General features: G+C 47.2%; 11 protein-coding genes and 1 pseudogene. All 12 read left to right on the top strand.

The features are described 5' to 3' along the window. Positions 1-37: 37 nt before the first annotated feature. Positions 38-675 (top strand): annotated as a pseudogene (locus HH215_RS16325) (histidine kinase N-terminal 7TM domain-containing protein); the annotation flags it as partial. Positions 676-693: 18 nt separating this feature from the next. Then, a complete protein-coding gene (locus HH215_RS16320) occupies positions 694-1,836 on the top strand; it encodes a sensor histidine kinase (protein WP_375140525.1) in 1,143 nt (380 codons plus the stop codon). Next, positions 1,836-2,972, top strand: a complete 1,137-nt coding sequence (locus HH215_RS16315) for a response regulator (RefSeq protein ID WP_169280868.1) — start codon at positions 1,836-1,838, stop codon at positions 2,970-2,972. The genes HH215_RS16320 and HH215_RS16315 overlap by 1 nt, the downstream gene beginning before the upstream one ends. A gap of 142 nt (positions 2,973-3,114) precedes the next feature. Further along, complete coding sequence (locus tag HH215_RS16310) at positions 3,115-5,535, top strand: hemoblobin-interacting domain-containing protein (protein WP_169280867.1); 2,421 nt, start codon at positions 3,115-3,117, stop codon at positions 5,533-5,535. 179 nt (positions 5,536-5,714) lie between these two features. Next, a complete protein-coding gene (locus HH215_RS16305) occupies positions 5,715-6,911 on the top strand; it encodes an S-layer homology domain-containing protein (RefSeq protein ID WP_169280866.1) in 1,197 nt (398 codons plus the stop codon). A gap of 863 nt (positions 6,912-7,774) precedes the next feature. Further along, positions 7,775-8,869: a glycosyltransferase family 2 protein gene (locus HH215_RS16300; RefSeq protein ID WP_169280865.1), complete on the top strand. Its 1,095-nt coding sequence runs from the start codon at positions 7,775-7,777 to the stop codon at positions 8,867-8,869. After that, positions 8,866-9,495 (top strand): glycerol-3-phosphate acyltransferase, encoded by a 630-nt coding sequence (locus HH215_RS16295; RefSeq protein ID WP_169280864.1) that lies wholly within the window; start codon positions 8,866-8,868, stop codon positions 9,493-9,495. The genes HH215_RS16300 and HH215_RS16295 overlap by 4 nt, the downstream gene beginning before the upstream one ends. 152 nt (positions 9,496-9,647) lie before the next feature. Then, complete coding sequence (locus HH215_RS16290; RefSeq protein ID WP_169280863.1) at positions 9,648-10,043, top strand: iron chaperone; 396 nt, start codon at positions 9,648-9,650, stop codon at positions 10,041-10,043. A gap of 32 nt (positions 10,044-10,075) precedes the next feature. Next, positions 10,076-10,933, top strand: coding sequence for an aminoglycoside phosphotransferase family protein (locus HH215_RS16285; protein WP_254450508.1), 858 nt, complete (start codon positions 10,076-10,078; stop codon positions 10,931-10,933). A 49-nt stretch (positions 10,934-10,982) separates the two neighbouring features. After that, complete coding sequence (locus tag HH215_RS16280; protein ID WP_169280862.1) at positions 10,983-11,957, top strand: sugar ABC transporter substrate-binding protein; 975 nt, start codon at positions 10,983-10,985, stop codon at positions 11,955-11,957. Next, complete coding sequence (locus HH215_RS16275; protein ID WP_169280861.1) at positions 11,954-13,420, top strand: sensor histidine kinase; 1,467 nt, start codon at positions 11,954-11,956, stop codon at positions 13,418-13,420. The genes HH215_RS16280 and HH215_RS16275 overlap by 4 nt, the downstream gene beginning before the upstream one ends. Beyond that, positions 13,395-14,936, top strand: coding sequence for a response regulator (locus HH215_RS16270; protein ID WP_169280860.1), 1,542 nt, complete (start codon positions 13,395-13,397; stop codon positions 14,934-14,936). Before HH215_RS16275 ends, HH215_RS16270 begins: the two co-directional genes overlap by 26 nt. Positions 14,937-14,940 lie beyond the last annotated feature (4 nt).

The following is a 14,940-nucleotide window of genomic DNA, read 5'->3' as shown; positions in this document are numbered from 1 at the left end:
CATTTATTGGCAGACAGAAGCGGGGCTAGCATGATCTATGAACTACAATTTATATCTATTCGCACTGCTGATCGCAGCCACCTGTTGCTCGTTGGTCATGTGCTATCTTTCTTGGCAAAGAAGAGAACTTCCGATTGCGATTAGCTATGGCTTGGCTCTGTTTACCGGCGTATTTTACTCATTCGGATATGCCTTTGAAGTTGTCAGCGAGACATTAGAGCAAATCCGCTTCTGGCTGCGAATTGAATATATCGGTATTCCTTTCGGACCTGTGCTTTGGATGATTATGCTGCTGCAGTATACGGGCCATCAATCGTTAGTTCGTAAATGGGTCGTCGCGCTTTTGATGGTCGTTCCTATACTTACTTTTACGGCTCATTATACGAATGAGCGACATCATTTGTTTTACAAGAGCATGACGTTGAATGAGTCGGAAGGTTTCCCGTTGGTTTCTTTGGTGAAAGGCCCTTATACCACCTTCATATCGCCTATTCTTATATCCTTATTGCAATAGGAATGGGCCTGCTCATACAAATGTACCGAAAAGCGAAGCCGCATATGAAGAAGCAAGTTGCCTTCATGTTGATCGGCTCTTGCGGTCCTTTTGGGTTTCCGCTCATTTATCTCAGCGGTGCATTCGATATGCCCATTGACCTCTCTCCATTCGGATTCGTTTTCTCGGGTATCTTCTATATGTTAGGTATTTTTCATTTCGATATGCTGAGATTAGCCCCGTTAGCTCTGCGAAAAGTATTCGAATCGATGCAGGATGCGGTTATCGTGTTCGATCTGGATCACAATTTAACCAGTTTTAACCACTCGGCGCATCGAGTGATTGAAGATTTGCATAAAAATAAGGTGGGGCAACCCTCCGTTGAAGTATTTTCCCAATACCCCGTACTGCTTGCAACCATTCTGCAACCACCTTCCTCCATTAGTAAAATCCAACTTTCAGGTCGAGCCGACGATCCGTTTTATAATGTCCATCTGTCGCTTATTCGTGACAAGAAAGAAATGCCCGTTGGCAAAATGCTGATCTTAAGCGATGTAACGGAAATGGTGCGGGTTGAGGATAGACTGCTCGATAATGCAAGACAGCTAAGCGAGCTCAATACGTTCAAAGATAAGATGTTTAACGTCGTTGCTCACGATATTCGCGATCCTCTTGCGGTACTCGTCAATCTCATGGAGCTGATGGAGGACGAGATGGAGGCTTGCGGCGAGAGCCATGACGAAATCGTACACGAAATGGGACAGCAAATTCAGAATACTTTTACGCTGGTAGAAAGCTTGCTGGATTGGTTTCGAACCCAAAGGGGCGGCATGGTTTTTAGTCCGGTCGAAAGGGATTTGGCACAGACGGTTCAGACCAATGTTCGTTTACTTCGCGTTCGCAGCGAGGGGAAGCAGATTCGATTGATATCCGAAATCCCGAAGGATACGTTTGTGTATGCCGACAAAGAAATGCTCGATCTCATTATCCGCAACTTGCTGTCCAATGCTATTAAATTTACAAACTCCGGAGGCGTCATCCGATTAAAGGCAGATCGTCGAGACGATAAAATGATTGTATCCGTGAGCGATACGGGAGAAGGAATATCTTCGGATCAAGCCGATTCGTTGCTGCAGGAAGCTTATCCGGTCTCTTCGACCGGAACAGCCGGAGAGCGCGGCGTCGGGCTGGGACTTACCTTATGCAGAGAGTTTGTCCGCTTAAACGGGGGAGAAATATGGTTTGACAGTATGCCCGCGCAAGGCAGTACCTTTTATTTCTCTATCCCCCTTCCTCTCGAAGTCCCATCGATAAGTTTCGGCAGCATGAAAGGGGCAGTGTGATGAAGGTCGTCATGATCGATGATGAGAAGGCGATGCATTTAATCATGAAACGGATGATTGCTAAAGTTGGGAATGTCGAGATTGTGGGGAGTTTTACGGAGACGGCAACGGCATTTTCTTATATCGCGAACCATGAGGTGGACCTCGTATTCGTAGACATTAATATGCCAAGGGAGAACGGCTTGGAGTTTGCCCAGCGATTACGGGAAAGCGGCAAACAAACGAAGCTTGTTTTCTTAACGTCCCACAAAGAATACGCGCTAAATGCCTTCGATGTTTATGCATTCGACTACATCGTGAAACCTGTTGAACAGGATAGGATTAGCAAAACGATTCAACGAGCACTTGCGGATTTACGCTCGGAACGATTAATGCAAGCGAAGCGGGAGCCAGCCTCCAATAAAGCTGCGTTCAACTGCTTAGGCGGAATCGATATTCAGAACTCGCAAGGCGAGAGGGTCAAGTGGAAATCAAGTAAAAGCGCGGAATTGTTCGGTTATTTACTCATTCACAAAGGTAGATTCGTATCTAGAATTCGTATCATTGAAGATATGTTTGGCGGCATGCCGCAGAAAAATGCCGAAAGCTATTTGAACACGTCGGTCTATCAGTTGCGCAAGGCTTTGGATACGGTTGGACTGAAGGAGTATTTGCATTCCGACAACAACCATTATGCACTAAGTCTTAACGATGTGCGCGTTGATCTCTTGAGCTTTGAAGAGGGCTGTAGACAGATGACCGAAGTGGATGAGACCCATATCGAACAGGCGTTAGAGCTTGAACAGCTGTATACGGGGAATTTGTTTGGAGATCGTGCCTTTGATTGGGCGTGGAACGAGGTTGAACGGCTATTGCTGCTGTATACTTCTTATACCCATCGATTATGCGTCAGTTTGTTGAAAAGAAACGAGTCGAGTACGGCCATCCGGTTATTGATGAAGCTCATTGCGCGCAACGAACTGGATGAACATTCCGTGATGCTGCTTATGAAGGCGTTGGCGTTGCAAAACAACAAGGAAGCTTTAACAAGGCAATATTTGCAATATGTCGACATTTTACATAAAGAAATCGGAACAAAACCTTCTCCTGAAGCTGCGGCTTTATACGAAAGATTGCTGTTGGAGTTGGATTCATAGATCAGGTATTGGACATACGGAATATCAGGAGCCCGGTCGTAAGGGCTCTTTTTGCTGTCGGAGTTTGTCATTTTGCCGTCATTGGCGTGAGATATACTTGGATTTGGTCGGAAATGAAAGAATTATAGGAGGAAGAATAATAATGCGAAAAATTCACCAAAAAGCAACAGCAATCTTCTTGGCCATGTTAATGGTACTGGGAGGAATGACGGGTCTATTAACGCCGGGAGGAAGCAAGGCGTATGCGACGGGGTTACAAACGATCAGTGATGCAAATATCACTAACGTTGTCACAAGCGCTGATCATAAAACGGTTACATTGACTACGAATATGTTTATGACTCCTAGATCAGATGTGTCTGTTACGGATACTGTATATGTGAAAAGAACCGAGCCAGGTGCATTTGTCAGCTTGACTGCCGATTCGGCTGCGAATACAGTGACTGTTACGCCGACATCTCCCGATGGAGACGATCAAACCGTGTTCGTCCTTACTTTTGATGTTCCTTTAATAGGATTGGTTAATCAGATTCAAATTCAAGGTCAAAATTTTGATGCCCACGATAATATGCAGTATGTCGGCAATGCGACAACAGGACCATTGGATCTTAAGGCTCCTGCGTATGTAGGGTCAACCTCCAGGAATGGTGAATGGGTGGAATTGTATTTTGATGAAAATCTGGTTTATAACACGGATGAGGATATAGAGACCTTTTTACGTAGCAAAATGAGTATTTCGACGGACGGAACGACTTTTGAGGTAATTCCAGAACATATGTATTTGAGCTTCCGAGATAATTGGATATATCTAGAAGGTAGATATAATATGAAAGTCATTTTAGGTGAGAATACGCGTATTAAAATCGCAAGCGGAACCTTCATGGATAGTATGGGTAATCTCAATGATGAGATGAATCTAGATGTAACGCCTCCAGTTATTCAAAGCGCAGTACTTAGCGATGCGGACAAAAAGGTGACGATTACGTTTAACGAGAGTATATTCGAGAATACGGATTGGATTGATGGCGACTTACAAGACTACATTTATTTAAAGAAAAATGGGACGCGGACAGACTGGGTCGTAGGCGATGGCAATGGCGATGGCATCAATGATGATAGCGATACTGTCTCCATTGTTGACGGGAAGCTTGTCGTAACATTCGCGCAAGCCCTCGTTGGTAGGAACAATCAAATTGTTATTGATGGCTATGTGCTGAAGGACTTTGACGGTAACATTGCTACAAATGAAACGATATCTCCTACGATTGAAGTAGGAGCAGTAACAGACATTACACCACCTAAATTGTTAAATTACTATTTTTCGAGTGACAAAACGAATTTAACGTTTGTGTTCGATGAGGATGTGTTGAGTAATACAGCGGACTTTAATTCGAGAATAGATAAAGGTGGTTCTACATGGAGTTGGGGAAACGGCATCGCAGTGGAATTCTTGGCAAATACGATAATTTTACACTTTAATGAACCAGCGACCGGATATCAGTATTATATCTCAATTTATTCCAATTCAATAAAAGATAAGGCTGGAAACGTCTTGAATGACGGCATTTACACAAACTGGATGTATCCGAATACGCCATTAGTCCTTAATTATGGAAGAATTTCTCAAAATGGTCGGTTGTTGAACTTAGACTTTAACCTTGATCTAGCTGACAATACGATAGTTGACGGGATATCGCATTTAAAAGAAATGATTAAAGTTTCAACGGATCAAGGTGTAAACTTTGAGCCATTAGCCGTAGAAGATGTTGTGACCATCAGAGGTAACCGGCTACTCGTTTTATTCCACAATGCAAAGAAGAGCGGAACCCTTCAAGTTATAGTTGAAGCAGATGCAGTAAGATATTCACATCTCATTAATGGTTTACGGAATTCAGAAATTAAAACAGTGATTGTTGACAACACTCCGCTCCTTAAAGGTTATTTCTTCAGTAATTCTGCAAGTGAATTTGAATTCGAGGACGATGCGTCTTGGAGAAGTAAAGTAAGAGATGTGATTGTATATGTATATGAAGGTGATGACGAAGTTGAAAGGAAATTGACCAGTTCGGAATACACTCTGACCGCAGGTAAGCTTACGATTAACAAGGGTGTATTTCAAAAAGGCTTCGATTATAGAGTTTATATCGATGCTGACGGTTATAGCAGGAATGAGATTAGAGGCGAAGCATTTAATTCTTCTGAACTCTTTTACATGACTGCACCGGTAATCAGCAAGCAAAGCGGAATTGTGGCTAAAGTCAATCTCCTTCGAGATAATGATATTGATGTTGACAATGGCTCGACACAAACGGTCGTTTTCGAGTTATTTAATGGAACGACACCTGTAAGCATTGTAGCTTCCGAGTTAGACGTGTATACAGGTACTTATACCGCGCAATTTAACGTTATAGACGCTGCTACGAATGATAAATATTCGGTTAAAGCGTTTGTATTAAATAAATTCAGCAACGATTACACTAATGTTGGTTTGAAAATGACAACGGAAGTGACGCAAACGGAATACGATTTGATGTTGAACGAACAGATACATAATAACCAATAACAACGGGTGAGGGGACGAAAGTTAAAATGAAATTTCAAAAATTTAGTTTCGTATTAACCCTGATGCTTATTATAGGGCTAATACCATTCACGGCATCCGCTGCGAGTGCTTCCGTTTCCTTGAATGCCGTACCATCGATTCATCCAGGGGAATCCGTTACCATCTCGGGGACATTCTCATTGTCGGAAGTCAATATAAAAGTCGTTCGTCCAAGTAATAGCGTCGTTTTCTTCGATATCGTGAAAGTGAACGCGGCGGACGGTAAGTTTTCAACTTCGTTTACTTTAGGCAGCGGTGAAGCGGCGGGAACATACAAGATTGTTGCCGGACAAGGGAATGATGTAGGCACTCAAGACCTTGTTGTTGTAGCGAAACCAGTCGTCGGAGGCGGCGGAGGCGGTGGAGGCGGTGGACCATCCATCGTAACTTCCACGAATGGTAAATTGACGCTTCCGGCAGGTGGAACAGGCGTAGTTAGCTTGGAAGATAAAGTTACGGTCTCTATTCCTGCGAATGCTACTAGCAAAGAATTGAAATTAACGATAGAAAAACTGTTAACAACTCAGAATCTTTTAACGAATAAAGAGGTTCTACTCAGCTCGATCTTTGAGATTCTGAAAAACTTCCCGGAAAACTTCAGCAAGCCAGTGACGTTGACCTTTGTATTCGACTCGGCAAGTCTGAAGGGTAATCAAAAGCCGTCCGTATTCTATTACGACGAAGTGAAGAAGGTATGGGTAGACATCGGCGGCAAAGTAGACGGCAATCATATTACCGTCGAAGTCGATCACTTTACTAAATTTGCGGTACTCGCCGTAGGCCAAACGGATACGGATACTAAATTTAGCGACATCTCCGGTCACTGGGCTGAGGCCAATATCAAGCAAGCAGTAAGTATGGGCATCGTTAAGGGTTACGCCGACGGAACATTTAAACCGGGTAAAACCGTAACTCGTGCGGAATTCGCGGTCATGTTGATGAATGCGTTGAAACCGCAAGAGGAAGGATCGGCGTTGATATTCTCCGACTCGGCGAAGATTGGTGCTTGGGCACGGAAAGCGGTCGCGCAAGCGGTACAAGCAGGCATTATTAAAGGCTATAAGGATGGTACGTTCCGTCCGGATGCGGAAATTACGCGCGCGGAGATGGCTGCTATGCTCGCCAATGCTGCGGGTCAGTCTAGCCAATCGAATGCCGCAACCGGCTTCGCGGATGACAAAGATATTCCTGCATGGGCGAAGGCAAGCGTTGCTTATGTGAAGCAAGCTGGCATTGTGCAAGGAAAAGGCGATAACCAATTCGCTCCTCAAGATCAAGCAACGAGGGCTGAAGCCGTAACCGTACTATTGAAATTACCAGCTCAGCAGAAAAAGTAAAAGCCTGTTTCGAACAAAATAATGCGATTCAAAGCAGAAACGGCTTCCGCCATCCCGGCGGGCCGTTTTTGTTTGATCTATTAGGAAGAATAAAATTCTTCTCCTCTACACCAACATCTAGGTGTGAAAATGATGCTGTCGATTTAATGTTTATAACTCATTTTGGATCAAGGATCTATCCTATATAGATGGCAAAAATGAATCCATTAAATTACTCTGAGTACGCTCTCAAGCACGGATGGGGCTATAGTGCCAAAAAGTAACGCTATAGCGCTGACTCCGAGCACGGATGGGGCTATAGTGCCAAAAAGTAACGCTATAGCACTGACTCCGAGCACGGATGGGGCTATAGTGCCAAAAAGTAACGCTATAGCACTGACTCCGAGCACGAATGGGGCTATAGTGCCAAAAAGTAACGCTATAGCGCTGACTCCGGGCACGGATGGGGCTATAGTGCCAGAAATTCAGCGACTTACAGCTCACTCCCCCTCGGTATCCGACCAATTTGACCCCTCAGAGCACTCTATCCTGTGCACCAACTCTCCCATACCCGCCATCCGATGAAGATAAGGTACTTAACAATGATGGACAAGCACTGATTTCGATTTTGAGCCTGTCTTGCTATAGAAGGTGACGGATTCTATATTGCTGTCTATATAAAAGTGGCTGCAGATCAATTGATAGCGATTTTCTTATTAAGAGACGGCTGACCTCAAACAAAAATCGATTTGACGCGGAGTGTGAATCAGGTTATCCCCAGTTAATAGACAGCTTCAAAATGGCACTTAGAAACCGTTTCGAATCTTGAAAAATAAAATCAGCTTATCCCTCATAGATATATAGATAGGAGGGGAGGTTAGCCGATGTTGATCATTGTCTTCATGTTAGTCGGATGTCTTTCCGGCTTTTTTCTTTTCAGAAAAAACACGTTGCCGAGCTCCCGGGAGCACGATCAGATTCAAAGGAAACTGTCCGTGATCATTCCCGCCAGGAATGAAGAATACAACTTGTCCCATTTGCTGCAATCGCTCAAGTCGCAAAGCGTCGCCCCTTTCGAAATCATCGTCGTGGACGATTTCTCGGAGGACGGAACCCGGGAAGTCGCCGAGAGCTACGGGGTCAAGGTCGTAACGAATAGCAGTCTCCCCGAAGGATGGACAGGAAAAAGCTGGGCCGTGTGGAATGGGGTTTCGCACGCTTCCGGCGATGTGTTCGCCTTCTTGGACGCCGATATTCGGCTGGCGCCGAACGCTATCGCGTCGTTATTGCAAGCAAGGGAACGGACGATGGGAGTGCTATCGGTCGTTCCGTTTCATCATACGGAGAAGCTGTACGAGAAGCTGGCCATGATCTTGAATTTGCTAGGTCTGTTCGCGTTCACTTCGGTGTTCGAGAGGAAGAATCCGAGGAAGGGGTTATACGGCTCCTGCATCATAGCACTAAAGGAAGATTATGAACGGATCAACGGCCACGAAAGCGTTAAGTCCGAAGTGCTGGACGATCTGTTCCTAGGATCGAAGTTCATGGATGCCGGCATCCCGGTCACGAATTATATCGGATATGGCATGGTCTCTTTCCGTATGTACCCGCAAGGCATCCACAGCGTAATCGAAGGTTTCAGCAAAGGAGCGGTCCTAAGCACTTCGACGCTAAGCCCTCGGACGATCATCCTCGTCGCGATCTGGGTGATCGGACTGCTAGCCTCGGAAACCGCTCTGATCTTCGTTAACACGTCATGGGCGTTGCCATTGTTGGCCGGGTATCTTCTGTATATGGCGCAGATCTTCTATTTGAATAAATACGTCGGCGTTTTCGGACTCCTCATCCCCGTCCTGCATTTCATCTCCTCGTTATTTTTCATCTTCATCATGCTCTATTCGTTCTATCAGGTATTCGTCATCGGACATGTCAAATGGAAAGGGAGGCACGTCCGAGTAGGGGGCATGCGGAATCGATGATCCTTCTATTAATCGCGGCCGCTTTTCTATCGGGCTCTCTCATGTTCTCTTATTGGTTAGGTCAACTAACGAAGAAAAACCTTAGAACCGTCGGAGACGGGAATCCGGGTGGCTTGAATTTGTGGAAGGCAGCCGGGTTTCCGTTAGGTTTTGCCGGTATCGCGCTGGACTTTATGAAAGGGTACCTTCCGCTGCTGTGGTTACTTGGAACCGAATATGCCCATGGTTATCGCATTGTTCCTCTAGCCATCGCTCCTCTTGCGGGCCATGCCTTTTCTCCGTTTCTTCGAGGAAAAGGGGGTAAAGCGATAGCTGTCACCTTCGGCGTATGGAGCGCGTTAACGATGTTCGAGGCTTCATTGGCTTATGCCGTAATTTTGGCGGTGATTTCAGTCTTTACCCGCTTGCTCCGAGGACGCGGCCATAACTCCGCCGAGGCGGACGGCTTGCAGGTGGTCGTCGGGTTTTTACTTTTATCCGTTTATTTGTATATAAGCATATACTCCGTTGCTCTTCTCTGGATTTGGTTTGGAAATTTCGCCATACTCGCTTATACGCACAGGGCGGAAATCGTTTCATGGGCGAGAAGGACGTACGGCCGTAATAAGAGAAAATCGCAATCTTAAACCGATCGAGGAAGAACCCGGCCATCCGCAGGCAATTCTTGCTATTCGCGGGTTAGGATACAAATTGTCGAAAGAGATACAAAGAAATGAAGGTAAGATGACGACCGACGGCGAACTTCAAAGAGAGAGCGATACCGAGGAGGACGGTCGTTATGGACAATAAATCCGCGTATGAATCCATTGATCATTACATTTCCCATTTTCCGCCCGAGGTCCGGGAAATTCTTCGAACGTTAAGGAAAGTCATTCGGGACGCCGCGCCGGACGCGAAGGAAAAGATCAGTTACCAGATGCCGACCTTCGAGCAGCAGGGGAATTTGGTGCATTTTGCCGCATACAAAAATCATATCGGATTTTACCCGGGAGCAAACGGAATCCATGAATTCCAGCCAGAGCTGGCGGGATACAAAGGGGCTAAAGGGTCGGTACAATTTCCGATAGACAAGCCGTTGCCCTATGAGCTAATCCGTCGGATCGTTCAGTTCAGGATTGTCGATAATCGTAGACGGGCGGAAGCCAAGACAGCCAAACAGAAATCTAAGAAATAATATAAACTTAATTGCAGGAAGGAAGAGTTCAATTGAATAACCCGATGGTCGGCATAGATTGGATTGAAAAGAGCGAGGATGAGCTATTCCATTCGGATAGCGTTATAACCGTAGATACGATGGTTCAAGGTTTCGAGGCCGAAGTCGTGAAGATCGGGACGGGCAGAAGGAGCTACGTGCTTAAAGTATGGAATAAGAGCTCCAAGCCGGATATTCGTTTCCAGTACTCCTTGCTGAACGTTCTTCATGAACGGGAATTGGCCGTCTCCAAACCGGTAGGCTGGGGCTTTAACACTGCAAAGGATCAGGCGTTATTAACGACCTTCGACGGAATGCCGTTTCGACCGCAGAACGTTAAGAGAATAGCCGAGCTTGCGGACATTCTTTCCCGAATCCACCGCATGCGAGCAGAGGATATCAGCAATTTGCCTCTGCACGATTTTACAGATTATTTTTTCCCGGGCGTAAGCGACTTTCCTAACTTGCAAGAATCTCTGATTCCTCTCGTGCGGGATGCAGAGTTAAAACAAGACCGACTCATTCATGGAGATTTCCATCTCAACAATATCGTGGAAGACGATGGGCGGCTTACCGTGATCGATTGGACGAACGGGCAGCTCGGAGATACCAGATATGATTTCGCATGGTCGCTGCTGCTTAAACGGTTATACGTTTCCGAGCTTTACGCGACAGCTTTTCGATCCGCCTACTTGTCCGCGATTGAGATTTCGCAGGTTGAACTTGAACGATTCGAAGCGCTCGCGTGCCTTAGGTGGATACTGCTAAATAAATACGGAGCCACCCCCGGAGGGCCGGATACGATGAAGAAGCTGAAAGGCATCGTTCAAGCCAATCCCTATTTGAAGGCGAATCTTGTTGATCGAGCTTAAGAACGCGCTAGGATAGATTTAGTTCATATGGGAAACGGAGATCATCCTCTTGCGAAAAACGGTCCTCTTTATACTCGGCCTCGTATGCGTATTTCTTTTCTATTTTACATTCGTATCGGCGTACAAAGTATTTCGCTCGAATTGGCAATTGCCGCAACTATCGGAACGGGAGCAAGCCCAATACCGATTGGTTCTGATTACTCAGGAGCTGGAGACGCCATTCTGGGTTAAGGTCGGCAACGGCGCGATCGAGGAAGCACGGCAGCTTGGGGCAAGCATCGAGGTATGGGGAAGTTACAACAAGAACCAAGAGGATTTTTTGAAAAAAATCGAAATCGCCATCGACTCCAAAGTAGACGGCATTATCGTTCAAGGGCTGGATACGGACGGATTCAACGAGCTAACGAAAATAAAAGCCTCTTTCTACGGCATTCCTATCATTACCGTAGCGAACGACGTGCCGATGGTTGAAAGCATTAGAAGAACGTATGTCGGTTCCGATCAATTCTTGGCAGGTCAAATGATTGCTAGACAACTGTTGTCGGATATGGGAACGGAAGGCAGCGTAATCCTTATAGGCGACAGCCGCCAGGAATATTATCAGCAGCAACGGTTGAACGGCATTCATGACGTGTTGGAGAATTACCCGTACGTTCGCACGGAATATGCCGAAACGCCAGAAACGAGAGAACGGGTAATTGCCGCTACGCAAGATCTGATGAACAGGGTACCCGACGTGGATGCCTTCGTCGCCGTTAACGCGAATATCGCGGGAGCGATGGTTCAAGAGATCGGCAGACGTTCCCAGGTAGATCCCTATTATATTTACTCCTTCGATGATAGCCCCGAATCGATGTCATTGCTTATGCAAGGCAAGATTGACGGGATGATCGAACAATCCCCCGAAGAGATGGGTAAGATCAGCGTAAATCTCATGATCCAATGGCTGAGCGGTCAGACGGTTCCACTCAATACGGACGGATATCTTACCGATATCCGGATGTTGAAGGCGGGGGCGCAATGAACAGCATCCAGAAGAAAATATGGACGTTGGCCGCGGTTGTCTTGTTTATCATGGTGGCGATTTGGATCACGCTGACTTACTACAACCAGAAAACCCAGAATCAATACAACGATATTTTGCAACGGTATTTGCGCATGAACGAAGTGACGAGCACGAGTCAACAGACGATTACGAATCTGAACAACTATTTGCTTGCATCCTCTCGGGATAATTTGACGCAGCTTAATTTGAGCAAGGAGAAGATGCGCAAAGCACGGGTCGATGTGCTCGAATTACGCAACGAGGAGAACGAATTCGCTCTGACCAACTACATGAACTTGATCGACAGTCTCGTGGAGACGACCGATCGGTCGCTGATGTTCCAGTCGGAGAAGGAAACCGAAGAATCCGCCAAAGCGTTCTCGGAAGCGACGCGCATTAGCAAGTACATCTCCGAGATGACGCTTACCCTGCTCGATACGGAACTAAAGACGTATGACCGTTTCTATCGCGGCATTATCGAACAATCGTCAGAATTGAAGAAGCTTGGCGTCTGGCTGTTGCTATTGATCACGTTCCTGCTCATGCTCTTCACTTACGGGTTCTCTATGAGCATCACCCGCCCGGTGCTGAAGCTGACGCAAGCGGCGAAGGAACTGTCGCGGGGCCGATTCGATCTGCAGATCGAAGTGGAGTCCAACGACGAAATCTCCTTCCTCGCGAAGATGTTCGATCGAATGCGCATTAACATCAATAACCTGATCTCGGAAATTCAACAGAAGGCGCAGCTCGAGAACGAGCTTCAGCAGAGCAAGCTGTTGCTCCAGGAAAGCCAGCTTCGCAGCCTGCAGAGCCAGATTAATCCGCATTTTCTGTTTAATACGCTGAATACGCTTTCCAAGAAGGCTTACCTCGAGGGCTCGGAAGAAACGAGCGATCTGTTGGCGAGCGTTGCCGGGTTACTGCGTTATAACCTCAAACGGTTGGATAGATCCGTAACCCTCTACGATGAGGTTAATGTATTACGGCAGTATATCGAAATTCAGAAAGCGCGCTTTACGGAGCGTATGCGGTTTGTTACGGACATCGACGAGTCCTGCCTCTTCATCCAGCTTCCCGGTCTCACTCTTCAACCGATCGTCGAGAACGCCGTTATTCACGCGGTCGAACCGAACGAAGACGGCGGTACGATCCGGTTCCGCGTATCGGATGACGACGAGCGGGTGACGATCGAGATCGAAGACGACGGTCCCGGTATGTCGGAGCTTAAGATTAAGCAAATTCTGGAGGAGCATCCGATGGAGACGGAAGGGCATTCGACCGGCATCGGGTTCAGTAACGTGGTCAGGCGGTTGCGCCTTTTCTACGGTCATGACGATGTCATCGCGATCGAGAGCGGCGCCGATCAAGGCACGAAGGTCATTCTGACCATTCCGAAGATAAGGGGAAACGAGAGTTATGATAAAGCTCCTGATCGTGGATGACGAACAGATCGAGCGGGAAGGTTTGCAAGCGATACTGCTGAAAGGCTTTCCCGAGCTCGTCATCGAACAAGCGAAGAACGGGAACGTCGCCGTTCAGATGACCGAGCAGTTCCAGCCGGATCTGATCTTAATGGATATCAAGATGCCGGGGATAAACGGGATTGAAGCGGTCGAACGGATCGGGTCGAAGTATCCCGACATTAAATTCGTCATGGTTACGGCATACGATACGTTCGAATACGCGCGCAAGGCGATTAGGCTTGGCGTGAAAGATTATTTGCTCAAGCCGAGCAAAGCCAGCGAAATTCTGGCGACCGTAGGGAAAGTGCTGAAGCAGATCGAGGAAGAACGGCTATCCCTGGAAGCGAACCGCCTTCAACAGGACGCGCTTCAGAAGGCGATGCCGCTCGTCGAGACGGACGTCGTTACGCAGTTGTTGTTCGATCACGTGCATGAGGTGCATCTGGACGAGTTGGTCGGTTTGCTGGGCATTCGAACGACGGCCGAGAAATTCGCGATGCTCATTCTCCTGCCTCCGGGCTCGGAAGGGTTCTATTCCGCGATTAAAGAAAAGATCCGGCAGTCGGCGAGCGGTTGGGTTGGCGCGTTGTACGGTCGGCAAATCCCGATCATCGTGTTCCGGGAGCCGGACAGATCGTTCCGGTCGCAAGCGCTTTCCCTCGCAACCGAGCTACTCTCCGTAGCGAAGCCAGGAGTCGGTACGGGCTGGTTCATCGGGATCGGTAACGTGTGCGGGTCGCTCGATCAGATCCGGCAATCTTATCAGGAGGCTCTAATCGCTTCCATGGATCCTTCACTCCCCGTCAAATACAGGTTTTATTCGGACATGCCCGTTCTCGGCGTCGTTCGGGACGGACAGTTGGTTAAGCAGCGGGAAAAACAGTTTTTCGATCAAATCCGGCTAGGCCAGTGGGAACAAGTGCATGCGGACTTCATGGATTTCATCCGAAGCTACGAGCACGAGGGGGCAGATCTGCTGCAGACGCAGCAGAGGGTACTGGAGCTTCACTGGATCGCCTCGCGGGTGATGAACGAGATGGGCATCGAAACGGATACGCCGCTCTACTCCTTCCAGGCGCAGGATTATCGACAACTGCGCGCCGAATCGGGTAACCTGCTCGATCGGATGCGGCAATCGTACATGGAACATTATGAAAGACTGGAGCCGGACACGATTCAGCAGATCAAGCAATATATCGTAGAGCATTCCCACGAGGACATCACGCTGGAAGCGATCGGGAAGAGGGTAGATTTGAGCCCGTTCTATATTAGTAAGATGTTCAAGGAGCAGCTTGGCGTCAATTACATCGATTTCTTAACCGAATGCCGCATCGACAAAGCGAAGAAGCTCATGGGCGATCCGGAGAAAAGCTTGAAGGAAATCACGTTCGAGGTCGGGTATCACGATCCGAACTATTTCAGCAAGGTGTTCAAAAAAATGTGCGAGGTCTCTCCTACGGAGTACCGGAAAACGCTTCTCGGCAAAAAAAGTTGAAAAC

This window comes from Cohnella herbarum, assembly GCF_012849095.1.
GTDB classification, from domain to species: domain Bacteria; phylum Bacillota; class Bacilli; order Paenibacillales; family Paenibacillaceae; genus Cohnella; species Cohnella herbarum.
Note: the sequence above shows the minus strand (reverse complement) of the source record. Positions and strands in the feature narration are given on the sequence as shown.

Coding starts and splice junctions, on each gene's coding strand:
- HH215_RS16320 (WP_375140525.1), top strand. CDS start 694: ATGTTAGGTATTTTTCATTTCGATATGCTGAGATTAGCCCCGTTAGCT.
- HH215_RS16315 (WP_169280868.1), top strand. CDS start 1,836: ATGAAGGTCGTCATGATCGATGATGAGAAGGCGATGCATTTAATCATG.
- HH215_RS16310 (WP_169280867.1), top strand. CDS start 3,115: ATGCGAAAAATTCACCAAAAAGCAACAGCAATCTTCTTGGCCATGTTA.
- HH215_RS16300 (WP_169280865.1), top strand. CDS start 7,775: ATGTTGATCATTGTCTTCATGTTAGTCGGATGTCTTTCCGGCTTTTTT.
- HH215_RS16295 (WP_169280864.1), top strand. CDS start 8,866: ATGATCCTTCTATTAATCGCGGCCGCTTTTCTATCGGGCTCTCTCATG.
- HH215_RS16290 (WP_169280863.1), top strand. CDS start 9,648: ATGGACAATAAATCCGCGTATGAATCCATTGATCATTACATTTCCCAT.
- HH215_RS16275 (WP_169280861.1), top strand. CDS start 11,954: ATGAACAGCATCCAGAAGAAAATATGGACGTTGGCCGCGGTTGTCTTG.
- HH215_RS16270 (WP_169280860.1), top strand. CDS start 13,395: ATGATAAAGCTCCTGATCGTGGATGACGAACAGATCGAGCGGGAAGGT.